Annotated in this window: 24 protein-coding genes; 11 read left to right on the forward strand and 13 right to left on the reverse strand. The window is 65.8% G+C overall.

All coding sequences use genetic code 11. The features are described from left to right. Nucleotides 1-63 precede the first annotated feature (63 nt). Nucleotides 64-585 (reverse strand): 8-oxo-dGTP diphosphatase, encoded by a 522-nt coding sequence (locus tag K6T50_RS14690; RefSeq protein WP_222607311.1) that lies wholly within the window; start codon nucleotides 583-585, stop codon nucleotides 64-66. Beyond that, complete coding sequence (locus K6T50_RS14695) at nucleotides 582-1,133, reverse strand: DUF7984 family protein (RefSeq protein ID WP_222607312.1); 552 nt, start codon at nucleotides 1,131-1,133, stop codon at nucleotides 582-584. Before K6T50_RS14695 ends, K6T50_RS14690 begins: the two co-directional genes overlap by 4 nt. Before the next feature lie 207 nt (nucleotides 1,134-1,340). On the opposite strand from K6T50_RS14695, the gene K6T50_RS14700 reads away from it, so the two are divergent. The 3 genes from K6T50_RS14700 (at nucleotide 1,341) to K6T50_RS14710 (ending at nucleotide 4,416) form a co-directional block, all read left to right on the forward strand. Continuing rightward, nucleotides 1,341-3,266, forward strand: coding sequence for a beta-CASP ribonuclease aCPSF1 (locus K6T50_RS14700; RefSeq protein WP_222607313.1), 1,926 nt, complete (start codon nucleotides 1,341-1,343; stop codon nucleotides 3,264-3,266). A 269-nt stretch (nucleotides 3,267-3,535) separates the two neighbouring features. Then, nucleotides 3,536-3,925 carry a methylglyoxal synthase gene (locus tag K6T50_RS14705; protein ID WP_222607314.1) on the forward strand — a complete coding sequence of 130 codons (390 nt, stop codon included), beginning with the start codon at nucleotides 3,536-3,538 and terminating at the stop codon, nucleotides 3,923-3,925. Between the two features lie 44 nt (nucleotides 3,926-3,969). Beyond that, on the forward strand, nucleotides 3,970-4,416 hold the full coding sequence (locus K6T50_RS14710; RefSeq protein WP_222607315.1) for a DUF7332 family protein: 447 nt from the start codon (nucleotides 3,970-3,972) through the stop codon (nucleotides 4,414-4,416). Between the two features lie 16 nt (nucleotides 4,417-4,432). Here K6T50_RS14710 and K6T50_RS14715 read toward each other — a convergent pair whose 3' ends face one another. The 4 genes from K6T50_RS14715 to K6T50_RS14730 all read right to left on the reverse strand — a co-directional run bounded on the left by K6T50_RS14715 (nucleotide 4,433) and on the right by K6T50_RS14730 (nucleotide 10,393). After that, entirely contained in the window at nucleotides 4,433-5,326 is an 894-nt protein-coding gene (locus K6T50_RS14715) for an endonuclease III domain-containing protein (protein WP_222607316.1), read from the reverse strand. Nucleotides 5,327-5,423: 97 nt separating this feature from the next. Then, a complete protein-coding gene (locus tag K6T50_RS14720; protein ID WP_222607317.1) occupies nucleotides 5,424-5,894 on the reverse strand; it encodes a DUF371 domain-containing protein in 471 nt (156 codons plus the stop codon). Nucleotides 5,895-5,947: 53 nt separating this feature from the next. Then, nucleotides 5,948-6,835: a DUF368 domain-containing protein gene (locus K6T50_RS14725; protein WP_225935424.1), complete on the reverse strand. Its 888-nt coding sequence runs from the start codon at nucleotides 6,833-6,835 to the stop codon at nucleotides 5,948-5,950. Between the two features lie 165 nt (nucleotides 6,836-7,000). Further along, nucleotides 7,001-10,393 carry an oligosaccharyl transferase, archaeosortase A system-associated gene (locus K6T50_RS14730; protein WP_222607319.1) on the reverse strand — a complete coding sequence of 1,131 codons (3,393 nt, stop codon included), beginning with the start codon at nucleotides 10,391-10,393 and terminating at the stop codon, nucleotides 7,001-7,003. Nucleotides 10,394-10,864: 471 nt separating this feature from the next. On the opposite strand from K6T50_RS14730, the gene K6T50_RS14735 reads away from it, so the two are divergent. Genes K6T50_RS14735 through K6T50_RS14750 form a run of 4 tightly spaced genes read left to right on the forward strand, consistent with a single transcriptional unit; the run spans nucleotide 10,865 to nucleotide 14,128 of the window. Next, the gene (locus K6T50_RS14735; protein ID WP_222607320.1) at nucleotides 10,865-11,074 is read left to right on the forward strand and encodes a hypothetical protein; all 210 of its coding nucleotides are present in this window, start codon (nucleotides 10,865-10,867) and stop codon (nucleotides 11,072-11,074) included. Beyond that, entirely contained in the window at nucleotides 11,071-12,153 is a 1,083-nt protein-coding gene (locus tag K6T50_RS14740; protein WP_222607321.1) for a glycosyltransferase, read from the forward strand. The genes K6T50_RS14735 and K6T50_RS14740 overlap by 4 nt, the downstream gene beginning before the upstream one ends. Nucleotides 12,154-12,179: 26 nt before the next feature. After that, complete coding sequence (locus K6T50_RS14745) at nucleotides 12,180-13,550, forward strand: sulfatase (protein ID WP_222607322.1); 1,371 nt, start codon at nucleotides 12,180-12,182, stop codon at nucleotides 13,548-13,550. Then, nucleotides 13,547-14,128 carry a glycosyltransferase family 2 protein gene (locus K6T50_RS14750; RefSeq protein ID WP_225935336.1) on the forward strand — a complete coding sequence of 194 codons (582 nt, stop codon included), beginning with the start codon at nucleotides 13,547-13,549 and terminating at the stop codon, nucleotides 14,126-14,128. The genes K6T50_RS14745 and K6T50_RS14750 overlap by 4 nt, the downstream gene beginning before the upstream one ends. A 3-nt stretch (nucleotides 14,129-14,131) precedes the next feature. Here K6T50_RS14750 and K6T50_RS14755 read toward each other — a convergent pair whose 3' ends face one another. From K6T50_RS14755 to K6T50_RS14765, 3 genes are read right to left on the reverse strand one after another with little or no spacing between them, the layout of a single operon-like run. Then, entirely contained in the window at nucleotides 14,132-15,586 is a 1,455-nt protein-coding gene (locus K6T50_RS14755) for an oligosaccharide flippase family protein (RefSeq protein WP_222607324.1), read from the reverse strand. Nucleotides 15,587-15,598: 12 nt separating this feature from the next. Next, nucleotides 15,599-17,137 carry an alkaline phosphatase family protein gene (locus K6T50_RS14760; protein WP_222607325.1) on the reverse strand — a complete coding sequence of 513 codons (1,539 nt, stop codon included), beginning with the start codon at nucleotides 17,135-17,137 and terminating at the stop codon, nucleotides 15,599-15,601. 55 nt (nucleotides 17,138-17,192) lie between these two features. Then, the gene (locus K6T50_RS14765) at nucleotides 17,193-18,644 is read right to left on the reverse strand and encodes a sulfatase-like hydrolase/transferase (protein ID WP_222607326.1); all 1,452 of its coding nucleotides are present in this window, start codon (nucleotides 18,642-18,644) and stop codon (nucleotides 17,193-17,195) included. A gap of 110 nt (nucleotides 18,645-18,754) precedes the next feature. Between K6T50_RS14765 and K6T50_RS14770 the strand changes: the two genes are divergently transcribed. Together K6T50_RS14770 and K6T50_RS14775 are read left to right on the forward strand one after the other, a co-directional pair. Further along, a complete protein-coding gene (locus tag K6T50_RS14770; RefSeq protein ID WP_222607327.1) occupies nucleotides 18,755-19,675 on the forward strand; it encodes a sulfatase-like hydrolase/transferase in 921 nt (306 codons plus the stop codon). 51 nt (nucleotides 19,676-19,726) lie between these two features. Further along, nucleotides 19,727-20,770 (forward strand): glycosyltransferase family 4 protein, encoded by a 1,044-nt coding sequence (locus tag K6T50_RS14775; protein ID WP_222607328.1) that lies wholly within the window; start codon nucleotides 19,727-19,729, stop codon nucleotides 20,768-20,770. Here the strand turns inward: K6T50_RS14775 and rfbB are convergent, their stop codons facing one another. Continuing rightward, nucleotides 20,771-21,697: a dTDP-glucose 4,6-dehydratase gene (gene rfbB / locus K6T50_RS14780; protein WP_222607329.1), complete on the reverse strand. Its 927-nt coding sequence runs from the start codon at nucleotides 21,695-21,697 to the stop codon at nucleotides 20,771-20,773. A gap of 36 nt (nucleotides 21,698-21,733) precedes the next feature. Then, a complete protein-coding gene (locus K6T50_RS14785; protein WP_222607330.1) occupies nucleotides 21,734-22,447 on the reverse strand; it encodes a sugar nucleotidyltransferase in 714 nt (237 codons plus the stop codon). 107 nt (nucleotides 22,448-22,554) lie between these two features. Between K6T50_RS14785 and K6T50_RS14790 the strand changes: the two genes are divergently transcribed. Further along, nucleotides 22,555-23,190 (forward strand): IS6 family transposase, encoded by a 636-nt coding sequence (locus tag K6T50_RS14790; RefSeq protein ID WP_222607331.1) that lies wholly within the window; start codon nucleotides 22,555-22,557, stop codon nucleotides 23,188-23,190. Nucleotides 23,191-23,201: 11 nt separating this feature from the next. On the opposite strand, the gene K6T50_RS14795 is transcribed toward K6T50_RS14790, so the two are convergent. Further along, nucleotides 23,202-24,002, reverse strand: coding sequence for an aldo/keto reductase (locus tag K6T50_RS14795; protein ID WP_222607332.1), 801 nt, complete (start codon nucleotides 24,000-24,002; stop codon nucleotides 23,202-23,204). Nucleotides 24,003-24,114: 112 nt separating this feature from the next. Between K6T50_RS14795 and K6T50_RS14800 the strand changes: the two genes are divergently transcribed. Next, nucleotides 24,115-25,047, forward strand: coding sequence for a hypothetical protein (locus K6T50_RS14800; protein ID WP_222607333.1), 933 nt, complete (start codon nucleotides 24,115-24,117; stop codon nucleotides 25,045-25,047). A gap of 4 nt (nucleotides 25,048-25,051) precedes the next feature. Here the strand turns inward: K6T50_RS14800 and K6T50_RS14805 are convergent, their stop codons facing one another. Beyond that, a complete protein-coding gene (locus K6T50_RS14805; RefSeq protein WP_222607334.1) occupies nucleotides 25,052-25,945 on the reverse strand; it encodes an alkaline phosphatase family protein in 894 nt (297 codons plus the stop codon).

Genomic DNA, 25,945 nt, shown 5'->3' on the forward strand with positions numbered 1-25,945 from the left:
GCGCTCATGCCCGAATCGACCGTCGCCGCGGACAAGAACGTTCCCTCGCCGTGTGTGCCGCTGTCACGGACGGCCGAACGCGACCGCGTCGACGCCGGTCTTCACGTCGACGTGTCGCGGTTCCCCCGCGTGATAGACGAAGGTTCCCCGGAACCGGTCGCCGTCGAGCACCGCCGGGAGCCACTCGCGGTCGGTCGCCCACATCTCCCCCGTCGGGAGGTCGTCGACGGGCGCCCACACCGGAACCGCCTCCTCGCTCTCGGTCGGCGTGCCGTCGTACGCGGTCGCGCGGAACACGTGGACGACGGCCGACCAGTCGTCGGCCCAGTAGGCGAACGCGCCCGCACGGTCCGGGTCGCTGACGCGGATGCCGAGCTCCTCGCGCACCTCGCGGACGACGCACTCGCGGGGCGTCTCTTCGCCCTCCAGCTTGCCGCCCGGGCCGACCAGCTTCCCGGCGCCGACGCCGCGCTGCTTGCGGATCAGGAGCGTCCGGTCGCCGTCGACGATGTGGCACAGCGTCGCCTCGGGAAGGGCCTCGCGGGCGGCCGCCGGCGTCAGCGCCGCGGGTGTCGCGCCCCTCACGGCTCCCCTCCGTTCGGTCCGGCCGAGTCCCCCGGGTCGCCCGGTCCGCTCCCCCCCGTCCCGCGCGGGGGGACCGCGAACGGGCTGTCCCCCTCGCGCCACGACCACCCCGGAAGTCTGGTCTGAAAGCCCGCCGCAAGCGCCGCGTCAAGGTCGTCGGCGCCGGCGGCCTCGTCGGGTCCGCCCTGCGCGCGCGTGTCCGCGAAGTGGAACGTCGCCTCCGCCAGCAGCGCAAGGGGCTGGCCGCCGGCGATGGTCGACGCCAGCCGGCGCCCGAGCAGTTCGTCGACGACGAACCCCGGGTAGTCGCCCTCCACGTCGAGGTCACGCAGGAGGCCGGCGAGGGCGGCGACGTTGACCGCGCGGTCGCCGTCGGCGAACACGCGGTCGACCTCTCGCCGGTACCGCCCGTCGGCGACGGGGTCGACCTCCGTGTCGAACAACTCGCCCAGCGCAGCTCGGGTGTCGTTGAGCAGGGGAACGACCGTCGGGGCGCGCTCGCGGAGGCGGTCTCGCTCGGCGGCGACGGAGTCGGGCGTGAGTCGCATACGGGTCGTTCGGACCGGCCCCGGTAGTGGTTTGCGAAGGGTTTTATAACACGCGGGGGATACGGGGAGACAAGCGGGTTTTCCGTCGCCCACGAGGGCAGCTACAACGGAGCGTCCCGTACGCATGCAGTCTTCAACTCACAGTCGACCCGAGGGCGTCGCGTCCGACAGCCGCGCCCTCCGGGACCCGCGACGATCCTCTCACATATGAGTCAAGTCGAGAAGCAGTTAGCCGACACGAAAGCACAGATCGAATCGGAGATCCCCGACGACATCTCCGTCACCGACGTGAAATACGAGGGCCCGGAGCTGGTCATCTACACGCGCCACCCGAAGGAGTTCGCCCAAAACGGCGACCTCGTTCGACGGCTCGCCTCCAAGCTCCGAAAGCGGATCACCGTCCGCCCGCACCCGGACGTGCTCTCCGAGCCGCGCGAGGCCAAAGAGAAGATCGAGGACATCATCCCCGATGACGCCGGCGTCGCCGACCTCGACTTCCACGAGGACACCGGCGAGGTCGTCATCGAGGCCGAAAAGCCCGGCATGGTCATCGGCCGCCGCGGCTCCACCCTCCGGGAGATCACCCAGGAGGTCGGGTGGACGCCCGAGGTCGTCCGCACGCCGCCCATCGAGTCCTCCACGGTCTCGAACGTCCGCAACTTCCTGAAGCAGGAGCGCGAGGAGCGCCGCGACATCCTCGAACGCGTCGGGCGCACGATCCACCGCGAGGAGATGGCCGACGAGCAGTGGGTCCGCATCACCACCCTCGGCTGCTGCCGGGAGGTCGGCCGCGCCTCGTTCATCCTCAACACCGCCGAGACCAGGATCCTGGTAGACTGCGGCGACAAGCCCGGCGCCGAGGGCGAGGTGCCGTACCTCCAGGTTCCGGAGGCGCTCGGCGCGGGCGCGCAGAACGTCGACGCGGTCGTGCTCACCCACGCCCACCTCGACCACTCGGCGCTCATCCCGCTGCTGTTCAAGTACGGCTACGACGGCCCGATCTACTGCACGGAGCCGACGCGCGACCTGATGGGCCTGCTCACGCTCGACTACCTCGACGTGGCGAGCAAGGAGGGCCGCACCCCGCCGTACGAGTCGGCGCAGGTGCGCGAGGCGATCAAACACACCATCCCGCTGGAGTACGGCGACGTGACCGACATCGCGCCGGACGTGAAGCTCACGTTCCACAACGCGGGCCACATCCTCGGGTCGGCCGTCTCGCACTTCCACATCGGCGACGGCCTCTACAACGTCGCCTTCTCCGGCGACATCCACTACGACGACACCCGGCTGTTCAACGGCGCGGTCAACGACTTCCCGCGCGTGGAGACGCTCGTGATGGAGTCCACCTACGGCGGGCGCAACGACTACCAGACCGACCAGGAGGACTCCGAGCGCAAGCTGATCGAGGTGATCAACGAGACGTACGACAACGACGGGAAGGTGTTGATCCCGGCGTTCGCGGTCGGGCGCTCCCAGGAGATCATGATGGTGCTGGAGGAGGCGATGCGCACCGACAAGATCCCGGAGATGCCCGTCCACCTCGACGGGATGATCTGGGAGGCGACGGCGATCCACACCACCTACCCCGAGTACCTCCGCGACGACCTCCGCGACCGGATCTTCCACGAGGACGAGAACCCCTTCCTCGCCGATCAGTTCAACCACATCGACGGCGGGGAGGACGAGCGCCAGGAGGTCGCCGACGGCGGCCCCTGCATCATCCTCTCCACCTCGGGGATGATGACCGGCGGGCCGATCATGTCGTGGCTCCGCCACCTCGGCAGCGAGGAGAACTCCACGCTCACGTTCGTCGGCTATCAGGCCCAGGGGACGCTCGGCCGCCGCATCCAGAACGGCTGGGACGAGATCCCGGTGCAGGACCCCCGCGACCGCAGCCGCGAGTCGACCATCTCCCTGCGGATGGGTATCGAAGTCGTCGACGGCTTCTCCGGGCACGCGGACCGCCAAGGGCTCGAGAACTTCGTGAAGACGATGAACCCCCGCCCCGAGAAGGTGCTGTGTGTCCACGGCGACGAGCGCTCCGTGCAGGACTTCTCGTCGGCGCTGTATCACGACTACAACATGCGGACGTTCGCGCCGAAGAACCTGGAGACGTTCCGGTTCAAATGAACCTCTTTTGACCGGGGGTTTCCTCGGCCGCCTTCGGCGGCCTGCGGGAACCCCCGGCCAAAACCCGTTCATGCCAAAGCCGCTCGCTCGGCCTTCGGAGGGCTCGCTCCGCTCGCCCTCCGTGCTCTCGTTCGCTTCGCTCACGAGAACTTCGGCCTCGCTCGCGGTACAACACGGAGTGGTCCCGCACGTGGACCGGTCGTGAGACGCTCACGGTAGGTCGACCGACCATCGCCGGGACTCAAGTCATCTCCCGTCGACGAGCACGTATGCGCCTCGCGCTCATCGCCCACGACGAACAGAAGGACACCCTCGTCGAGTTCGCCCGCGAGTACGTCGACACCCTCGCCGCCCACGACCTGCTCGCGACGGGGACGACCGGCAAACGGCTCAACGAGGAAACCGACCTCAGAGTCGAACGCAAGTCGTCGGGTCCCCTCGGCGGCGACATGCAGATCGGCGCCGAGGTCGCTAACGGCGACTGCCACGGGATCGTCTTCCTCCGCGACCCGCTGACGGCGCAGCCCCACGAGCCCGACATCTCCGCGCTCCTCCGGATCTGTGACGTGCACGACGTGCCGCTCGCGACCAACCCCGCGAGCGCGGCGTACCTCGTCGAGGGGATCGAACGCGAGCCCCCGGAGTATCACGAGAGATAGCCGGCACGGGCGACTTTTTCACCTCGACGGTGGAACCGCCGTCAGTGAGCCATCGGTTTCCGGTCCGCGTCGCGTTCGCCCTCCTCGTGTCGCTGGCGGCCGTCGGGGGGCCCGCCGTCGCGCCCGCGGCGGCCGCGCCCGAGGACTGCTTCGGCGACGGCCGGGATCTGGACGTCGGGACCGAGGGGCCGACGATCGATCTGTCGATCTACACGTCGCTGTTCACGAACCTCGGCGGAAAGGGCGCGCTCGGGATGTCGGCCGTCGGCCACACAGGCGAGTACGAGGTGATCAGCCTCCGCACGGGCGTCGTCTTCGCCGGCGTCAGCGATCCCGAGGCGTTCCTCGCGGATCCGTTCTCGCGGTTCGCGATCGCCTTCGACTACACCCTCTCGTTGCCGATGCTGTCTGCGGCGCCCGGCGACTCGACCTACGAGCAGTCGGAGGCTCCCGTCGAGGGAGTCCCCGAAGCCGAGTGCTCGGTGGAGTAGTCAGTCCGTCGTCGGATCAGTCGTCGTCGGGAGCGGCTGCCTCGCTCGGATCGACCGCCTCGCCGGACAGCTCGTCGATCCCGACGCGATCGCACAGGTCGTACAGCGGGCACGCCTCCGGCCCCTCCAGACACGCCGGCTCGCGGGCGGTACAGTACTCCCGCCCGAACTGGATCATCGCGGTGTGGCCGAACCCGCATTTCTCGGGCGGCACCGCCTCCTCGAGTGCGGCCCGCACGCCCTCGTGGTCGGCGTCCGCGGGCGCCAGCCCCATCCTTCGAGCGATCCGGTGGACGTGCGTGTCCACGGGGAAGACGCCGCCGCGGCCGCCGGCGAACAGGAGGACGCAGTCCGCGGTCTTCGGCCCGACGCCGTTCATGTCGAGTAGCGTCTCGCGAACTGTCTCCGGGTCTTCCTCGCGAACGAACGCGTCGAACCCGTCGGCACCGCCGTACTCCTCGACGACGTGCCCGGCGAGCGCGACGATCCGCTCGGACTTCATGTTGTAGAGCCCGGCACCCGAGATGGTCTCGGCCAACTCGTCCTGTGCTGCGTTCGCCAGCGACGCCGCTAGATCACCTCTCCACTCCGGTCCGCCGCGCTCGCGGCTCGCGTCGCTCTCCGCTCGCGTTTCCGAGGCGCTGGGCGCCTCGCCCGGCCCGTACCGCGCCATCAGCGCGTCGTGTGCCGGCTGGCTCGCCTTGTCGCTGGTGTTCTGGGAGAGGATCGTCCGGACCAGACACTCGAAGGCGTCCTGTCCGCCGTAGGCCTTCTGCCAGTACAGGTCGCCGAGAGCGTCGACGACGGCCTCGGCGCGCGTCGCCGGCTCGTCGGCCGAGTCGAACGCGGCCGGACGACCGCCGCCCGCGTCCCCGCCGCTGATGTTCTCGGCCGGTTCGTCGTCGGGCATGACCGGTACTCGGGCGGCATCGTACAAGAACCGTCGCCCGCACGGTCGGGCCAATGTGGTGGTCGGGCGGGCTTCTCCCGTCAGACGGCGGGGGCAGTTACGGCTCGACGCGCAACGTCACCGTCAGCGGGGCGCCCCGCTCCAGCGCCGTCACGAGTCGCCGGCCGAAGTCCGCGGCCGCCTTGTCCGCCCCGATCATGACCGTCCGCTCGTCGACGTAGTCGCTCGTCCGGCCGACCATGCTCCGGTCGCCCTCGTAGGAGAGGTCGGGGTGGCCGTGACCCGTCGCGGTCTCGGTCGCGTCGGCTGCGCCGAACTCGGCGACGATCGTCGCCTCCCGGGAGCGACACGCCTCGACGAACGAACGCGGCACGTCCGCGGGGGTGGTGTCCGCCTCGACCGCGAGAATACAGTCGCCCGCGGGGGTGAGCCAGTCGTCGCTCGTCACCTCGAAGGTGCTCGCGTGCTCGGCGCTGACGTGCTCGTGGCCCGACGCGCGGACGGTCACCTCGCGAACCGGATCCGCGGTCGTCGTCGCGTCCGACTCGCTCGACGCCTCGTCGGTCATATCGGTGGTCGGGGACGGCGGGACTAAACGGCCGCGGGTCACGGTCGAGTCGATCAGTCCAGGTCGACACCGCCCGCCAGCCTGTCGAGCCCGACGACCAGCAGCGCGCCGACCGCGGCCGCGACGACGAACTCGGCGCCGATCGCGGCGGTCCACGCGCCGACCTCCTCGCCGACGCGGACGACCGGCGCCCGGAGCGCGCCGACGATGAGGCCGATCAGGAACGCGAGCGTCGCCTCGCGACGCGCCGCGAGTGCCGCCCGCACCGCGTGCGCGACGGTGAGCAATCCGACGACACCGCCGGCGAGGAACGCGACGACCGGGACGCCGGTCTCGACGACCGCCGCCGTCGGGCCCCCGGTCGCGAGCGCCAACAGCGAATCGACGAACACGGACAGCGCCTCGGTCATGCGGTCGTACTGCCCGAGGATGACGAGCAGGAGCGACCCCGAGATCCCGGGGAGGATCATCGCGCTCACCGCGACCGCCCCCGCGAAGAACGTCGCCGGCGCGGTCTCCCCGAGCGCCGCCGAGGCCTGTCCGGAGGCGACGAACGCCAGTACCGCCCCCGCGACCGCCGCGGCGACCCGACCGCCGGTGTCGACGCGGAACTCTTCACGGAGTACGACCGCCGACGCGCCGATGAGGCCGAAGAAGAAGCCGTAGGTGAGCACGGGCGTCGTCCCCAGCGCGATGTGCAACGCCCGCGTCACGGTGAGGATCGCGGTGGCGATCCCGGCGCCCAGCGCGAGCAGGAACCAGCCGTCGACCGCCGTCCAGACCGCTCGGAGCTCGTCGCGGTCGCCGAGCAGGCCGTCGAGCGCACGTCGAGCGAGCGACGGCGACGCGGCCGTCACCGCGGCGATGAGGCGGTCGTAGATCCCGGTGATCAACGCGATCGTCCCGCCGGAGACGCCGGGAACGGCGTCGGCGGTCCCCATCGCGACCCCGCGGAGGTACGTGCCGAGCGGCCCCTCGTCGCGCTCGATCAACTGTACGTCGTCCGCGGACGAGGAAGTCGCGTCGGCGTTGGTCGCCGATGCATCGGCCTCTACCGTTCCCGTCGCGTCAGCCGACTCCGCACCGTCACCGCCGGCGTCCGTCATCTACGGGGCGACCGTGCTCCGGGTGGGGGCGCGCACGGCGGGCTCGGCCTCGCCAGTCGCCGCCGAGCCAGCGAACGATCCGTCCGCCCGCGAGTCGTCGTCCGGCGTCGTCACGTCCTCGTCCGTCGAGTCGAGGCCGTTCAGCGAGTTCAGGTCTTCGGACAGGGAACTCGAGTTGTCGGAACCCTCGGTCGAGTTGTTCGTCTCCGAGCCGTTCTGGGCGCCCTCGGGCGCGCGGAGGACCTCCTCCGAGAGGGTGACGGTCGCGGTGCCGTCCTCGTCGCCGTTGACCAGCCCCTCGCTCACGTTGAACGTCCCCTCGTTGCGGACGATGTACGCCGACTCGTTGCTCTCGACCTCGCCGGTGACCGTGTACGCGCCCGTCGCGCGAACGCTCACGTTGGTGTAGCCGTTCTCCGGGCCGTACTCGTCGTAGCCGGTCGTCGAGTACGGGACCGTGAACTCGAACTCGCCGTCCTCGTTCGCGGTCGTTTGCTGCTCGTAGGTGAACGTCGAGGCGTTGCCGCCGGTTCCGGCGTCGGGGACGCGCATCTCGACGGTCGCGGTGACCGTCTCGTTGGGGTCGGCGCCGTCACCCTCGACGGTCGCGCCCGGCACCTTCTCGAACGTCTTCACCCACTGCGGCTGCGTCTGCTGTAGCAGCGACGGGCGCAGCCCGAGCGCCTGCGACTCCTGGAGCACCGTCCGCTGGTACTGGCTGGAGGCGTACGCCGAGGTCTCGGAGGTGCTCACGAGCCGGTAGTGCTCCATCGCGGGCACGGACTCGCGCGGGAACGCCCCCACGCCGCCGATCTGGGCGGTGCCCTCCTCCTCGACGAACTCCTGGGCTGCGCTCTCGTTGGCGAACGTCCGAATCGCGCTCGCGTTCTCGCCCTGCGGCAACACCTTGTAGGTGGTGCTGCCGTCCTCCGTCGAGACCGTGTCGTAGTCGAACACGACGACGCGTTCGCCGAACAGCGTGTTCACCGTCGGGTCCGCGCGGCTGCCGTGGTACAGGTACAGCCGCACCATCTGACTCTCGTAGTAGCGCTGCGTCTTGTCCCGGAAGGCGACGCCGTATCTCGTTCCCTGCTGGGTCTGCTGTGCGCGTAGCGTCGGCGAGTAGTAGTCGGAGGCGTTCGTGTCGTCGTCGAAGACGACGGGCGCGCCGAACTTCGAGCCGACCGTGACCATCTGCCAGTCGACCATGACGTAGCGCATCCGTTCGGCCTCGCCGTCGTCGTCGATGTTCGCGAGCACCTCGTCCGCCTCTTCTTCACTGGGCGCGAGGAGGTAGTTCGCCGCGGAGCTGGCGCCCTGCTGGAACGGGTTCGCGTGCGGGATGCGCTCGCCCTGCGTGGTGATGTAGTGGCCGTAGTCCCACCAGGACATCACCCCGTAGGTGCCCTCGGGATAGTCGTAGTCGTCGTCAACGGGCCGCTGATAGGTGCCGTAGTAGTCGAGGTCGTCCGCGTTGCCGGCGCCGCCGAGGTTCCCCTCGGCGGGCGTGTTGTCGTTCATCCACTCGAGGTTCTCGTCCCAGATCGTCACCGCTCCCGGACCGGTGCTGTTGCCGACGGCGACGGCGGTGTTCGTCCGGTCGATGGACACCTGTCCGGTGTTCCCGAGCGACAGCGGGACGACCAGCACCGGGCCGAGGACGACCAGCACCGTGAGCACCACGGCGATGATCTGGTACGTCTCGACGTCCGGCATCGAGAGGTCCGCCGAGAAGTCGATCCCGATGACCGCGAGGATCTCCCGGAGGAAGTAGGCGTTCAGCCCCGCGACGGCGACCGCGAGGTAGTAGTTGAAGCGGACCTGCGTGAACGCGGCGGCCGTGATGAACGCCGCCCACACGAACACGAACAGGTGCTCGGCGTCGTAGCGGACGCGCGCGGCCGCGCCGAACACGAGCAGCGCGACGATGGCGAGTCCGAGCACCTGCGGGTTGAAGCCGAGGCCGTTCGCGAGGTCGTTGAAGATCGGCGAGCCGACGAAGACGAACAGGACGACCAGCGCCGAGGCAGCGAGGTAGTAGTAGTCGCTCGTAGTGCCACGCTTCCACAAGGGCTTGACGAGCATCCAGACGGCGGCCGCGAGGGCGGTGATGAACGCGAAGCCGTACTCGGCGATTACGACGCCGAAGCCGCCGTAGTACTGGACGAGCCCGGACTGGAGGAACGGCTGGGCCTCGCCGATGGTGCGAGTGGCCGCGCCCGCGGAGAAGCCGACGAACCGGAGGAGGTTATTCTCGACCGTGGTGAATGGTGAGGCGTCGACGACGATGACGAGCAGGACGCCGAGTGCGGCGAGGACGCCGACAGTGGCTGGGAAGCCGTGTTCGTTCAGGCGTTCGTCCGGGAACTCGCGCGAGTCGAACTGTCGAGCAAGAAACGCAAGGAACACCGCACCTGCGGCCGTCGCGAGAGCGAATAAGGGTTGGATGAGGCTGAACTGTGAGGGGCTGAACGAAGCTTCTTGGAAGCGCACAACCGCCATCAGCGCCGCCACGGCCATCGAGACGACCGCGACGAACGCGACGTGATCCGGTGAGCGGTCGCCTGTGTAATCTGAGACCGACTGGAAGGCGACGTAGGCGGCGAAGACGCCCAGCAGGAAGACGCCCGGCGGCCACGTCCAGATGTAGAGACCCATCCCGAATCCGGCGAGGGCGCTCCAATACAGGGTAGGCTTCAGCTCGTCCCACTCACGTGCCTGCACAAGCTCCCAAATGGGGCGGTCGCGTTGTGCGACCGTGAGTGCGATCATGAGCGCGACGACCGCGAACGCTTGGAAGAACGGCTCGGCGATGTTGTGGTCAGCAAATCCAACGAGCCCCCGACGGAGGAACGTACCCGGTAGGAGCATGAGGATGACGGCACCGAAGAGGCCGGCGAGCCGGCCCCCGAGGCGCTTTCCGATGAGGTAGGTGGGGACCGCGACGAGTGCACCGAAGACTGCGGGCGCAACGAGGAGCGTTTTGGCGACGAGTGCGTCGGAGGGTGATCCGAGGCCGACGACGAGGGCCGCGGTGGCGATCAATTGGTCGTACAGTGTACCGAACTGCCCCTGTGCCGTACCGAACGGGTAGTACGACCACGGGTCGAACGGCATCGTGGACGGCCAGTTCGCGACGGTGTAGCGCACCTGCCGGAGGTGATACCACGCGTCGTTGCCGTTGAAGTACACCTGGCCGTCGCGGATGAAGTTGCCGTAGGACTGGAGGCGGACCCACAGCATGAACGCGACGACCGCGAGGAGTGCCGGCACGTGATAGAGGTCGCGGACGACGTCCGCGGCCGACTTCCCCGCGAAGGAGTAGTCGATGCCCGGGACGGTGGAGGCGGGATTTCCGCCGTCCGGGGTCGTGTCGCTATCGCTTCGACTCATTGCTTCGTAGGACTTGGAAAGTGGGGTTAAGGCTTGTGAAGTGGTCTTGTGATCCGGAAACGGTCAGAGCCAGACCACGATTCGAAATCATCTCACGCACCCCTCCGAGTACACCGGATCTGTCCGAAGGGCCTCCTGGGCATCGGGTACTGTTTCTCGAGCACGTTGATCACGGGAGACTACGAGAACGTTCGAGTGGGTAGTCTAGGTTTCGCAGGAGCGAGTGGCTATCGCTTCGGAATCCCGACACCGTCAATCCGAAGCGTACGGTCGTTAGTCGATCGGGTACGTACTTCCTCGAAGAGGATCCCTCGGCCGTCCCGTTCGAACGAGTCTGCTTCGGGAGGTTCTCTACATCTACCCTGACTTCACGCGTCCTTGGTCGACGTTCCCCGCGTTGATCGACGAGGTTGGTTCTGCCTGTACGCTCCGGATCTGAACTCATTTCACCCTCGCCCTCGACCGGGTGGTATGCCCGATAGGTTCGATCTCGACCTTCGCTCGGCGAAGCCGGGGACAGACGATGCCGCCGAGGCGTTCGACGGCCACGCCGTGCCCGACGTTCGAGACTGTACCAGCGCGTTCGGAGCGTCCGGGCTCGACGTCGTCATAGCGCTCCTCTCTCTCGCCCTCGTCGATCACATGGCTACCGACTCGGAGTTCCCGGAGGCGTACGTATGACCGAGCGTGTCGCGGTAATCCACGACGGCTTCGCTGACACGCCCGGTGGGGCAGCGAAGGTAGCAACCGCGCTCGCGGAGACGCTGGATGCGGACCTCTACGTCGGCCGGGCCGGAAAGCCGACATGGTACGAGGAGCGTGTCGAGGGGGAGGTGACGCTATTCGCGGGCCGGGCGAACTCGCTCCCGACGGTGCTCCGGGACGCGATGGTTGCCTACGAGACGGGACGCCTTCACCTGCCGGAGTACGACACGGTGGTTACAACCGGCGTCCCCGCGAAGTTCTACCAGCCGGAGTCCCACCAGCTACACCACCACTACGCCCACCACCCCCCGCTTCGCTACACGGAATGGCTAGGGCGCGATACCCTCACGGGCCTGGGAAACCTTCGGTATCTCGTCCGGAAGGCGGCCATGTACGCCGATTGGATAGAGATGCAGCGGGTCCGCAGGACACTCGCCAACAGCCGAACGACCCGGGACCGCATCGACCGCCACTACGGACTGGACGCGACGGTGGTGAACCCGCCGATCGAGTACGACGAACGGTCGGTCCTCGCCACCGAACGACGGGAGGACTATTTCCTCTCCGCCGGCCGGCTCGGCGAGCGCAAGCGTCTCGACACGCTCATTCTCGCGTTCGCCCGAACGGACGAACGGCTCGTGCTCTGCGGCGACGGGCCGCTCCGAGAGGAACTGGCCGATCTCGCCGAGGAGACGGGCGCGGATGTCGAGTTCCGTGGCTTCGTATCCGACGACGAGGTCGTCGAGGCGATGCGGAAGGCGAAGGGCGGAGTGTTCATTCCCGTCGAGGAGGACTTCGGAATGGCCATCGCGGAGTGCCTTTGCTATGGAACGCCGCTCATCGTCACGGACGAGCCGAACCCGAAATACATGATCGACGATGGGAGCGGGCGTCGGGTCGAGCCGACCGTCGACGCCGTCACGGAGGCGGTCCGGGAGTTCGACCCGTCGGCGTTCGACCCAGAATCGATAGCGGCGGAGGCTCGCGAGCGCTACGGTGCCGAGCGGTTCACGGCGGAGGTCCGGGAGGCCCTCCGCGAGGAACGAACCATTTAACCGGGTTTCTCGTATACTCGGCCTCGATGAGCGACCCGGGAGCCGGTACAACCGACAGGAATGTCATCATCATATCGGGCGACAGCCTCCGATACGACAGGGCGACCGATCCCGAGGTGATGCCGTACCTCACGCGCCGGGCTGAGGAAGGACTCCACTTCACGAATGCGGTGTCGAACGCCGGATTCACGCCCGGATCGTTTCCCTCCATGATGGCATCGCGCTACCCGAGTAGCATCGACGGGATAGGCATCCCCGAGGAGGATGGTGTGACGACTCTCGCCGAGGAGCTCTCCCGGGCGGGCTACGAGTGTGGCGTCTGGTCGGATAACAAGTTCGTCGGTCCCGACTACAACTACGACCGCGGCTACGCGACCGGCTCCGGCTACGAAACCAGCGTCAGAGACAAGGTCAGGGAGTACGTCGACGAGTCAAGTCATCTCTTCAAGCTGCTGGAGTTCAGCTACATGCAGGTCTGGCAGCGGGTCAAAAACGCGCTCACCGAGTCGCACTACTACAGCACGGCGGCCGAACTCAACGGACGGGCTCGGTCGTGGCTCGATGATCGGGACCCCGACTCGGGACCGGTCCACCTGTGGTTACACTACATGGACTCTCACCACCCCTACGAGCCACCCGCAGACTGGATGCCCGACGACCTCGAAACGGTGTCGAACCGGAGCGAGGCGAACAACCTCACCCGACGGGTCTGCAAGCGAGATGGCGAGGGGTGTACGGACGCCGAGATCCGGGACGCGGTTCGCCTTTATGACGCGGAGTGTGCGTACCTCGACGAGCAGATCGAGTCGTTCGTCGAGGAGTATCTGGTCCCGGAGGGGTGGCTGACCGAAGACGACGTGCTCGTCATTACGAGCGACCACGGCGAGATCATCGAGGCCTACGAGACGTGGGGCGAGTTCGGCCACGGGAACTTCTTCTGCGAGGAGTGCACCCGTGTACCGCTCGTTTTCGATGGCCCCGTCGAGCCCGACGAGCGGGACGAGCAGGTCTCGCTCGTCGACTTGGTGCCGACCCTGCTAGACCTCTGTGGCGTCGACTCCCCCGTGGAGGACCTCTTGATGGGGCGCTCGCTCCTCGGGGGGCCGGAGGACACGGACCCGGTGTTCTACGACGGCACCCTAGACTTTCACGGCGCGCGCGGCGCGGACGCCAAGCGGTTCAACACCGAGGCTGTCGGGGACGACACCTACCTGAACACGGAATACGGGGGCGGCGACGAGCGAATCGTGGACGGCGACGAGCGCCACGACCACCTGGACTTATTCGTTCAGGAGCGACTGGCTACCTGCGCCGAACTCGCGGAGGACACGAAGGCGATCGATCCGGACAGCCTCCAGGTCGAACAGCACATGAAGGACCTGGGGTATCTGGAATGACCGCGGTCAGCGTCGTCATCCCTTCGAATCGCGAGCGGGTGTTGACGACCAACTCGGTGCCCGATCGTCCCGACGTAGAAGTGCAGGTTCGCCGGGATGAGGGACTCAATCGAGCCCGGAACGCGGGGGTGGCGAACGCGAGCCACGACGTAGTGTTGATCCTCGACGACGACCTCGTCTTCGAAAAGGCGTGGTTCGAACGGGTCATCGAATGGGTCGCGGCGGAACCGCGAACCGTCGTCACGGTAAGGGGAACCGGTATCCTCCCGCAGGTGTCGTGGCCAGACGGGTTCACGCCGGGGATGGGGCGCGTGATGGGGTTCAGGAAGGAAGCGTGGCGAGACGCCGGTGGGTTCCCGGTCCCCTGCTCACACGGTGGTGATACCGACTTCCTGATGAGTGCGTTCGAAGCGGGATACACCGTCGTCGGCATCGACCACGAGTTCGAACACCGGGACGACGACGAGGACCACTATAGCTTCCTCGACAACATCCGGTGGCTTGCTACGCTCCTGCGACGCCATCCGCGGCTGGTTGGTCCTCGCCTCCCCGCGATTCTCGCGGAGAAGCTTCGATAGTCCTCACCAGAACTGTCTCTCCTCGGGTACCGCGTTCGTGAACGCGTGCCCCAGTGTCGACCGGAAATGCGCGCTGATGATCCCGAGCGCCGCGAAGTAGACGGCGGCGCCGACGCCGACAACGCCGATCAGGCTGACCCAACCTGTGACCCCGACGGCGTCGACGAGCCACGCGACGACGACGAACATCACGACGCCGCTCAGCAGCTGTTTGCCCAGCTGCCACGTGAGAACGATCTCTTCGAACAGTTTGCGTGCCGCGTACAGATAGAGGCAGACGCGAACGATCTCAGTTGCGACCGTCGCGGCGATGACCCCGAGGAGGCCGTATTCCAGTCCCAATCCGACTGCCAGGGGCGCGTGGATGACGAGGACGAGGAACTTTACTCGGAACTGTAGGTCGGGGCGGTCGATGCCGTTGATGACCATCGCGAACGGCTGTCTGAGGGTGTTGAACAGCTGAAACGCGGCCAGTCCGACGAGCGCCGCCGCGCCCGCGGCGAAGTCGGGCCCGTAGACCACTGTCATCAACTCCGCCGGCATCGCCACGACCCCGAAGAAGATGGGAATCGAAAGCAAGCAGGTGTAGGAGACAGCGTTCTTCAGGTCGTCGACCACGTCCCGGTCGATCGAGTGGAGACCGCTGGCCTTCACCACCAGCGAGTCGCCGATACTAGCGGAGATGAACGTCGCCGGAATCGTCAACCGAAGTGCCGGCTCGTAGAGCCCCACGGCGGAACTCCCAACGATGGCGTAGAGCAACAGTACGTCGAGACGCGAGTACATGTTCTGCAGGAGGCCGTTCGGAACGTTCCAGCGGGCAAACTCGTAGGTGCGCGACACCGTCTCCCGTGAAGGAATCGCGGGCCGGAGACGCAAGAGAAGGTAGACGACGACGGCTGTCGCCGCGGTCGCCGCGACGAAACCGATGAGGAGACCGAGCACGTGCCAGCCGAGCCACAGCAGCACCACCTGCGCGGCGAGGGTGAGCAGGCTGCGGAGCGTGTCCGTCCAGAACGACGCCCCGGTATTGCCGATGCCCGCGTACACCCGGTTGACGAGCGCGAAATAGCTAAGGCTGGCGACGACACCGATGAAACCGATGCCGAAGGCGAAGGGACCGACGTACGACTGGAGGAGGGGGTACGTAAGTACCAGGAGGACGGCCAGCACCGCGACGAACGCACTGTTGAAGACGACTCCGAGCCCGAAGTACTCGCTGACGGGAGTCTCGACCTCGCTCACGCGCTTCTTGATGGCGCCGTTCACTCCGCTGGATATCTGTGCGACGAGGTTCGCCGCCGCGAGCAATGTGTAGTAGCGCCCGACACCGTTGACCCCGAGCACCCTGGAGAAGATGACGACGCCTAGGAAACCCGTCGCCGCGAGTGCGAACTTGGCGATAATGGCGATGAGCGCCTCACGGCTCATGCTCAGATCCGCGGTGCTGTCAGACATCCTAGTCGGAGATCACTCGATGTACCCCAGATCGGCGAGCCGCTCCTCGACGGCTTCGTCGCGCTCGGTCTGAGAGGTTTCGTCGGCTGTGCGGAGCCGCGGACGCGGGACGTCCGTCGGGGACATCGTCTCCACGGCACGTTCTTCGGCGAGGAGGTCGTGCCTGACGCTCCCGTCGAATGTCGGGGACACCGGTTCGCACAGCACGTGCATCAGCGTCGGGAGGATGTCGACGATGGAGAGCCCTTCGACGGTCTCGTCGGTGCAGAACGCCGGTCCCTCCGCGGCGATCATACCGCGGTAGCGGTGGTTGTAGTTATTCGTCTGGCTCACGGGCTCGTCGGTCGGCGAGTCGAGCATCGTCGGATAGCCGCCGGGGGCGGGGCGGGCGATGACGTCGGGAGCCCACTCGCCGGGATCAGCGTATGCCTCCTCGGCGAACAACACGTCGCGGAACGCCGGCTCACCGTCCGGACCGGTTATCGTCGCCAGTTCCTCCTTGAGTTCTCGTTTCAGTGCTTCCGGGTCGTCGACGTTCGGTTGGTCGAACCGGTCGTCGTTGATGAACAGACAACCGTAGCGCAGCTCCCAGGCTCGGGAGTTCGGGTAGTCGACCTCCGACTCGGCGGCCTCCTGGAGGCTCTGTCCGACGCTGGTGCCGATGATGTAGTTGTACACACGCCGGATCCGCTCGTACACCCAATCGGACCGCTTGCCGACGGCCTTGGCCGCGGCGACCGCGAGGTGCTGGGGGGTGACCCGCTCCTCCTCGACCTGCAGGTAGCCGCGGTCGGCCAGCCAGTCGTTGACGTGGATGTTTCGGGTCTTCTTCTCGAAGCCGTGGTCGCTCATGAGGAGGACGTTGTCCGCGAGCCCCGCGAGGTCCGCCGTGCACTCGTCGACCACAGTGAGCAACTGACGGTAGTACGTCGCGCGCTCGGCGTCGTCGGAGAAGTTCGAGAGGAGGTGACCCGCCCAGTCGGGGGTCGAGAACAGCACGAAGCCGAACCGGGGATCGTACTCGTCGAAGGCCTCGCGGGCGAAGTCGCGGCGGCGACGCGTTATGTCACAGACGTGGTCGAAGTAGACGCTGGGCCGTTTCTTCAGGCTCTTGTCGTGGTCGAGGATGTAGTCGTCGTAGCTGTCGAGCTCGCGGAGATGTGGGGGGACGGCGTCCGCCTTGTCCTTCGCGAGCATCGCGCTCACGAGGTGAGTGTCTTCGGCGCTCGGCTCCCGACCGATGGACGCGGGTAGATTGATGAGGACCGTGTCGTCGAGGTAGTCGTAGACCGCCGCCTCCGTCTCGTTCGTCTCGAACGGACTCACGTCGTAGTCGGCAGACTGTTGGATCATGTTCGTGAGCCCGTGCGTGCCGGGATCCGTCCCCGTTTGGAAGGACGTCCACGCGGGGAGGGTCGTCGGCGTATCGACGCTCATCAGATCGCCAGACACGCCTTCCTCCGTGACTCGACCGATGTATTTGGGGTCGATGTCGAATCGGTCGAGCATGTTGTAGGAGAGCCCGTCCAACCCGACCACGAGAAGCTCCATGGTACGTAGGTCCAGAGTGCACCACGTGTCGTTTGAGTGTGTCGGTCCCGACCGCTCAACGGTACCCCAGCGCCTCCAACCGGGCCTCCGTCCCCGCATCGACCTCTCCCTCGGCACGGCCGACGACGCCGACGTCCGTGAGTCCGTCGAAGACCTCGGCAACTCGTTTGCGGTTGTCCGCGCCCGTCTCCCGCACGGTGTGGGCGTCCTCGATCTCGAGCGTAACGTGGCGATCCTTCCAGTTGACCATCTTCCGCACCGTCCCGTCGTCGGTGTTCTCATAGAGGACGTGTGTCGCGTCCTCGAAACGGGACACGTCGCCGTCGCAGAACTCGCGCATGCGCTCCCAGTTCACCTCGTTCAGACCGTGCGTGGAGGCGAGTGCCATCCCGTCATCCCGTGTGAACGCGTCGCGTTCGACATCGTCCCGGACGGTGGCGCGCACGACGTTCGCGAACTCGGTGAGCGAAGCGACGCCCTCGACCTCCGTCCGCTCGGTCTGTCCGGGGAACTTGGCGACAAGCGGCACGTGCAGGAGGCTCTCGTTCGATCCCACCACGTGCTGGACCGTCGGGAGGTTCGGGCGTATCTCGTCTGGCTCGCCGAATCCCTCGCCGTGGTCCCCCGTGACCACGACGAGCGTGTCCTCCAGTACCCCGCGTTCGCGTAGCGTCGAGACGATGTGCTCGACGTAGCTGTCGGCCTGTCGGATGGTTCCGTCGTAGAGGCCCTCCAGGCGGGCCAACTTCTCGATCGGCTCCTGGCCGCCGAGGAACTCCCAGTTGCCATATTCGAGGCTGTCCTGTATCTCGCGAGTCTCCTCGTCGCCCCAGCGGTCGTGTTCCGGAGGCGGGTCGTACGCGTTGTGGGTGCACATGAAGTTCAGACACGCCGCCCACGCCCCGTCGCGTTCGGCCTGCCAGTCGAGAAAGAGGTCGGCGTACACGTCGTCGGGTGTTTTCCCGGCAGAAGTGTTTCGGAGGAGCGTCTCCGGGAGGAGTTCCGGATGGTCCCAGCCCAGTTTCATCAGCGCGCCGTTCAGCAGCGAGCGGACGGGTTGGTCGTGTCGCAGCGATCGGCCGAGGAACTCCCGATGTTGGCCTCGGATTCCCTGCGGATCGGCCGCGTTCGGGAACGGCGGATCGCGGTACCCTTCGACCGTCTCGAAGCGGTCGAGTCCGGACGGTGTGGCGCCGTTGATGTAGCCGTTGTAGGAGAACACTCCTGTGTCGTAGCCGGACGCTGCGAGTTCCTCGAACACCGTGTTGTGGGGGCGAAGGGTGAGTCCCTCGTCGTAGAGCCCGTGTTCTGCGACGTGGAGCCCCGTGAAGATGCTCGCGTGGCTCGGCAGGCTCCAGCGCCCCGGTGCGCGCGCCTGCCGGTACACCGTCGCCTCTTCGGCGAACTCGTCCAGGAACGGCGTCGTTTCGCGCTCGTATCCGTACAGCGAGACGTTTCGTGCGCGGACGGAGTCGAGGACGAGTAAGAGAACGTTCGGCTGGCTCATCCACGCTATCATGCGACGCTCCGTTATTTGCGTCTTTCGGAGCCCTCCGATACCTGACCCGGACACCGCATGGAAACATTCACGTCCGGGTTGGCTGTAGGCTGGGACAGATGACGTTCCGGGAGTGGAGCCGCGACGCCGTCTCGCACGTTCGCGAGGACGGATTGGCCGAGGGCGGGCAGAGAGCGGCGCGGGAGTTCTACCGAGGGCTGTTCCGTCAGACCGGTCGCCGGGTAAACTACGGCCGGCGGATATACGACCACGATTGGGACATGCTGGTCGTCCTCGATGCCTGTCGCGCGGACCTGATGGCTGAGGTTGCCGACGAATACCCCTTCACCTCCACGCAGAGCGGGTACTCCTGTGCCAGCAGTTCCGGTGAATGGCACGTGAAGAACTTCGGGGACGAGTATGCCGCGGAGAAAGCCGACACGGCGCTCGTCTCCGCCAACCCGTACACGGACATGCACATCGATGGCGACGACTTCCACCTGCTGGACGAAGTTTGGCGAGACGCCTTCGACAGCGATGTCGGAACGGTCCTCGCCGACCGCGTCACCGACCGGGCGATTACGGCCCACCGCGAACACCCCCCCGATCGACTCGTCGTCCACTACATGCAGCCGCATTACCCCTTCGTCCCCGAACAGTTCAGCGACGACGGCGGCGGGATGGCCCTCGGCTACGACCACACTCCCTGGGATACGGTCTGGGACCGGCTTCGGAAGGGCGACATCACCAAGGAGCGCGCGTGGGAGGGGTACCGGGAGAACCTCCGGTACGTCCTCGACCACGTGCGAACACTGCTGGGGAACGTGGACGCGGAGCGAGTCATCATCACGGCGGACCACGGGAACCTGCTGGGCGAGTACGGCCTTTACGCCCATCCGCAGTACGTCCCGATCCCCGCGCTGAAGCGTGTGCCGTGGATCGTCACCTCGGCGACCGATGACGGCGACCACCAACCGGAGGAACGCGAACCGACGGAGACAGACCTCGACGAGCAACTCGAAGCTCTCGGCTACAAGTAACCCGTCCGGCGTGTCGCCGGGCTTTAAACGAGCGGCGCGCTCTGGACGCACATGGACAAGGACATCGCGGTGTACGGACCGCTGAACACCGAGGAACTCGGTCCCTCCGCCGTCACCCGAAAGCTCGTCCGAGCGCTCGACGCCGTCGGCTGCGACGTGACCCTCTATACGACCGGCGACGACACCCACGACCAGGTCGAAACCGTCCACGTTTCAGGGTCGGTCGATTCGGTTCCAAACTTCGTTCGCACGAAGCGACGGGTCGCCAGGACCGTCGAGCGAAACGGCCACGACATCTTTCACTCGATCCCCGGTCTCATCGACGGGGCGGACATCCAGAGCAGCCTCGGCTTTGCGGGGGACATCCAGATGCTCCTGTGGGCCCCGCATATCATCAACCCGCGAGAGTTCGTCGGCGCGAACATCTACTCCCTTCTGAAGGCCATTGGCTACCACCGGACGGACACGATCGTTGCGGCCAGCCCGATGGTCGCGGACCAACTCAAAACGTACGCCCGGTGCTCGGCCGACGGTGTGATCCCGCTCGGCGTGAGCGAGGCCGACCGCTTCGAGCCGGGCCCCGTCTCGGATCCGGTTCGGGTTCTCATCCCGGCACTCATCGGACCAATAAAGGGCCAGCACCGTGTGCTCCAGCATCTCGACCCGAACGACGAACGCTATGTCGTCGACATCGTCGGCCCGGTGAAGGACGAGGCGTACGCGGAGAAGCTCTCGGCGTGGCAACACCGGATGCACGGATACAGCCACGACATCGAACAGCACTACCGCGACGCGGACGTGGTTCTCATCCCGTCGGAACACGACAACCACCCGACGACGGCAATCGAGTCGGCTGGAGCTGGCTGTAGTATCCTCATCACCGACACGTGCGGGTTCGCGACGCTCACGGACGCGAGGGAGAATCACGGAGTGGACGTGGTGAGCAACGGCAAGGAGATGGCGGAGACGCTCGAGTACCTCGTCGACCATCCCGAGGTGTTGGCCGAGAAGAAGCAGGCGGCATACGAACTCTCGGGGACGATGACGTGGGAACGAATCGCCGAGCAGTACGTCGAGTACTACCGTGACCTGTAGCTACTCGGTGTAGTACTCGACGGTTCGGGCCAGCCCATCCTCGAAGGTCCACTCCGGCTCCCAGCCGAGATCATCGATCTTCTCCGTGTCGAGGGCGTACCGCTGGTCGTGTCCGGGGCGGTCATCCACGAACGAGATCTGTTCCTCGGACCCGCCGACCGCGTCGATGATGGCCTCCGTAACGTCGAGGTTCGTTCGCTCCTCGCCGGTGCCGACGTTGTACACCTCGCCGACCTCGCCATCGCGAAGTACCGCGTCGAGCGCCCGGCAGTTGTCTGCGACGTATATCCACTCGCGCACGTTCGACCCGTCGCCGTACACCGGCAGATCCTCTCCGGCAGCCGCGCGTTGGATGAACTTCGGGATCAACTTCTCCGGATGCTGTCTCGGCCCGAAGTTGTTGCACGTCCGCGTCACGAGAACCGGAAGCCCGTAGGTGGTTTCGTAACTCCTCGCTAACAGATCGGCGCCCGCCTTCGTCGCAGCATACGGGTTCCGAGGGCTCAGGGGGTCGCCTTCCGAGAAGGTCCCGTCGAGTATCTGTCCGTACACCTCGTCGGTTGAGATCTGGAGGAAACGCTCGATGTCGGTGTCCCGCGCAGCATCGAGGAGCGTCTGCGTGCCTTCGACGTTCGTCGTGACGAACGGCTCGGACCCCTCGATGGAACGGTCGACGTGGGACTCCGCGGCGAAGTTCACGACCGTGTCCGCCTCGGAGACGAGGTCGGTTACGAGCTCCCGGTTCCGGATGTCCCCCTCGACGAACTCGTGTCGTGGGTCGTCGAGTACGCCGTCAAGGTTCTCCTTTGACCCGGCATAGGTGAGCGCGTCGAGCGAGACGACGCCGACATCCTCGTACTCGCGGAGCAGATAGTGAACGAAGTTCGAACCGATGAACCCTGCCGCGCCGGTCACGAGAACGTCCATACCGTTCGGAGCGGTCCCACCTATTTCAGCGTACCGTCAGGCGTCCCGGTTCTCCGCGACGAAGTTGCTCGCTTTCAGCAGTCCGTCGGGGGTACCGACATCGAACCACTGCCCAGTCAACTCGCTGTAGCCGAGGGAGTCATCCTCGATATACGTCCGGTTGAGGTCCGTGACCTCCAACTCCCCGCGGTCGGACTTCGTCAGCTCCGGGATCCTATCGAACACGTCCGACGTGTAGAGGTAGAGACCGATGACCGCGGTGTTGGTCTCCGGCGAGTCCGGCTTCTCTTTGAGCTCCACGACGCGGTCGTCCTCGACCTCGGCCACGCCGTATCGGGAGGGGTCGGAGACTTGCTTCAGGAATATCATACAGTCCTCGTCGCTGTCGGCGAACGCGGAGATGTTCTCGCTGATGTCGTCCATCACGATGTTATCGCCCAGCACAACCGCGAAGGTGTCATCGACGAACCCCTCCGCGAGCTGGATGGCGTGTGCGATACCGGCGGGCTCATCCTGTACCTTGTAGCTGAATTCGGCGTCCTCGAACCTCTCCTCGAGGAGCTGGATGTAACCGCCGATGTATTCGGGGGCGCTGATGACGAGTATCTCCGAGATGCCATTCTCCAGAAGGGTCCGAACGGGGTAGAATATCATCGGCTCGTCGTAGACGGGGAGGACGTGCTTGTTCATGATCTCCGTCATCGGCCGTAGCCGGGTCCCTCGCCCTCCCGCCAGAACAACGCCTTTCATGGTTTGCGCTCTGCGTAATCGCGCAAAAAGGCTTTGATAGGGCTACCGGCGGTGGGCGGTGTTCAGATAAGGATGAAGAGTGAGGCGGAGCGATCTTCTAGTGGTTCATGCCAGAAATCGCCCGCCTCATCGGAGGTAGCGATTGCTTCGAGTTAGGATTTGTGGAGCGAGAGGCGACACCCGAGCCCGCGATGAAGCTCGGTATCCGACTCCATCTGGCTGGATTATCACGTTCGGATACCATCTCGATTCTCGATACATTGGGTGTCGAGCGCTGTCGAACGACCGTTCACAACTGGGTGCAGAAGGCCGATCTACAGCCGCTCGATGGTGCGAACCCGGATCACGTCGCGGTTGACGAGACCGTGATCCAACTCAACGACGAACGGTTCTGGCTGTACGCGGCAGTCGATCCTGCCACGAACCGCTTGCTGCACGTCACGCTCTCTCCGACGAGAAATCAAGCGATAACCGAGATGTTCCTCTCCGAACTCCGCGAGAAACATCTCGTCGATGACGCGGTCTTTCTCGTCGATTCTGCACCGTGGCTGCAAGCAGCTCTCCACCGGCATGACCTCGATTACAGATACGAGAAACACGGTACTCGAAACAGCGTCGAACGTGTCTTCCGAGAACTAAAACGCCGTACTAATCAGTTCTCAAACTGTTTCAGCCATGCCGAAGCAGATACCGTTGAACATTGGCTTCAAGCGTTCGCCTTCGCATGGAACCAGCTTATCTGAACACTACCGGGCTACCGGCTCCATGGCGCGAAATCGTAGTCCACGACGCGGTGTTCCTCCTCGATAGCGTCGATGCGGGCACGCTCGGCCGACGTCAGTTCCAACGCCGTCGCGGCGTAGTTCTCCCCGATGTGGTCACCGGTCGCCTTCGGAATTGGACAGGCAGGACGGCCCAACAGCCAGGCGAGCACGACTTGCGGAACTGTCGCTCCGCGCTCTGTCGCGATGTCACGCAACACGTCCGAGCGGAACACCGCACCGCCGGCCAGCGGCGTGTGAGCGACGACCTCGATCCCCTCGGCGCGACACGTTTCCAGCAGGTCGGCCTGCGGCAAGAAGGGATGCATCTCGATCTGATTCGCGAACAGCGGTACCGGGGAGGTCGCTATTGCCTCCCGCAGCAGGTCGACCGTAAAGTTACAGCCGCCGACGCGTCGCACCGCGCCCGATTCGACGAGTTCACCCATGGCCCCGAACGTCTCCGCGGGGCCGTACGTGTGCGCCGGCCAGTGGACGTAGAGGAGGTCTATCGTGTCCAACCCCAAACGATCGAGGATCGCCCGCGTCTCAGTCAGCACCGCTTCGTGTGTCAGGTTCTTCGAGTGAAGCTTCGTGGCGACGAATATCTCCTCACGTGGCACGTCGGTCTCGGCGATCGCTTCCCCGACCGCGGCGGAGTGGCTATACTGTTGGGCCGTATCGAGGTGCCGGTACCCCACCTCCAGGGCCTCCTTCACGGACTGCACTGCGAGGCTCCGACTCTCGAAGCCGGCCGTCCCGAACCCCAGGGAAATCGAAGAGACCTGAGCCATGGATATGGGTCACCTCCGCGAAATAAAACCGTTTGCCTGAGAGCACCCGTCTCCCGTGCTTACCTGGGGGCACACGCAAACAGTTATCCACGCGTCTACCCTCCGGTCGTTCATGGACGACCTCGCCTTCGTCTTCGCCTCCGGGAGTGGGCAGATTGGGAACCAGTCCCGTCACCTCCTCCGCTCCATCCGCCGTCACCACGGGGAGGCACCTGTCTACGTCTACGTGCCGACCGAGGAGCTCGACGACATGGAAGCGGCGGTGCGCGAGGAACTGGCCGCCGATGCCACCATCCTCGAAGGGTCCATTCCGATCCCCGAGTACCCGATCTCGACGAAGATAGCGGCACTCGAAGCCGCGGAACCCGTCGCCGACGCGGAGTACCTCCTCATGCTCGACACCGATGTCTTGGTGCTTGACGAGATCGAGGTCCACCGCCGCGAGGACGCCGATCTGTACTTGAAGCCGGTCGACGTCGGGAATCAGTTTTGGGGGCGCGAACGCTCCCACGATCGCTGGCGCGACCTCTACGAGCGATACGACCTCCGGTTCCCAGATCGGCGGGTCGATAGCACGTTCGACGGCCGGGGGATGCTCCCCTACTGGAACGCGGGCTTCGTGCTCACGCGGGTCGACGGCTTCGGAAGCGAGTGGCTCGACGTGACCGAGGCCCTCCACGGCGAGATACCATACGACCGCCACGCGGACCAGGTAGCGCTCGGTCTCCTCTCGGAGCGGTACGCCACGGCGACCGTCGACAATCGCTATAACTACCCCATTCACCTCCGCCTTCGCTGCCCCCCCGACGTGCGGGTGCTTCACTACCACAACGCCCCGAACCTGGTGAAAGTCTCGGACCCTGATATCCGTGAACAGATTCGGGCGGTGGGCCTGAGCGACGCCATCGACCTCCCGGCTGGTGAGCGTGTTCGGCTACTCGCCGACGGCGTCCAGAGCTACGTCCGACGACGCACTCTCCCTATCGACGAGACGCACGCGCTCGAACGGGCATATCTGAAGGCGCGCTCGCTCGTGTCGACGTAGCTCGTCAGTCGATATATCCAAGATCTCGAAGCTGTTCCTTCGGAAGGTCGAGATTCGATTCCTCGTACTCGCTCACGTCGATTCGCTCCTCCACCCACTCCTTCACGTCGAAGACTGACTCCGGCGGTCCGTCGGGATGGGTCGTTGACGCGAACGCACGGAAGGCGTGTTTTCCAGGGACCTCCCCTGGGTCGAGGAAGGAGGTGTAGCTACCGTGGTCGCTCAGAATGAGGAGCTCGTCGTCCTCACCGAGTCCTTCGCGGACGTGGCGCACTTGGTCTGCGGTCCAGCGGTAGAGCCGTTCGAGTTCGTCCTCCTGTTCACCGTACGCGTGTGAGGCCATATCCACCGTGTGGACGTGGACTCCGCCGAGCGAGATCGGATGCTGTGCCATCTCACGCGCCCACGCGAACTGCTGCACGGCCATCCCCTTCAACTCGCGCTCGAAGTACTCCTTGGGAGGGTCACCGTCCGTTATCTGCCAGGTCTTGCGCAGTTCCGCTCCGTTGGCGACGCCGGGCCAGTTATGGACGACCGCGTACTCGGGATCGAAGATCGTCGGCGAGTCCGTCACGCCGACGGTGTACTCCTCTCCAGTGAGCGCCGTGATCTTATTTCCCAACCACGCTCGGGTGTGGACATCGAGGTGGCCGACGAACTGCGAGGCGAAGTCGATGAGTGGGTTGTCCCACGAACTGGTTCCCTCCTCGGTGACGCCATGTTCCGTCGGATGAAGGCCGGTCGCGACGGTCGCCCACGCTTCGGGGGTGAACGGGTGTTCGAACTGGTGGGCGACGGTCTCCATCTGGGTGTGGCCGTCTAGGCGGTACTCGTCGATGTCGTAGTGTTCTACGAGTTTCGTGTCGAGCGCGTCGATGGCGAGGATGACCAGAGTCAT

The sequence above is a fragment of the Halobaculum magnesiiphilum genome (assembly GCF_019823105.1).
Taxonomy (GTDB): domain Archaea; phylum Halobacteriota; class Halobacteria; order Halobacteriales; family Haloferacaceae; genus Halobaculum; species Halobaculum magnesiiphilum.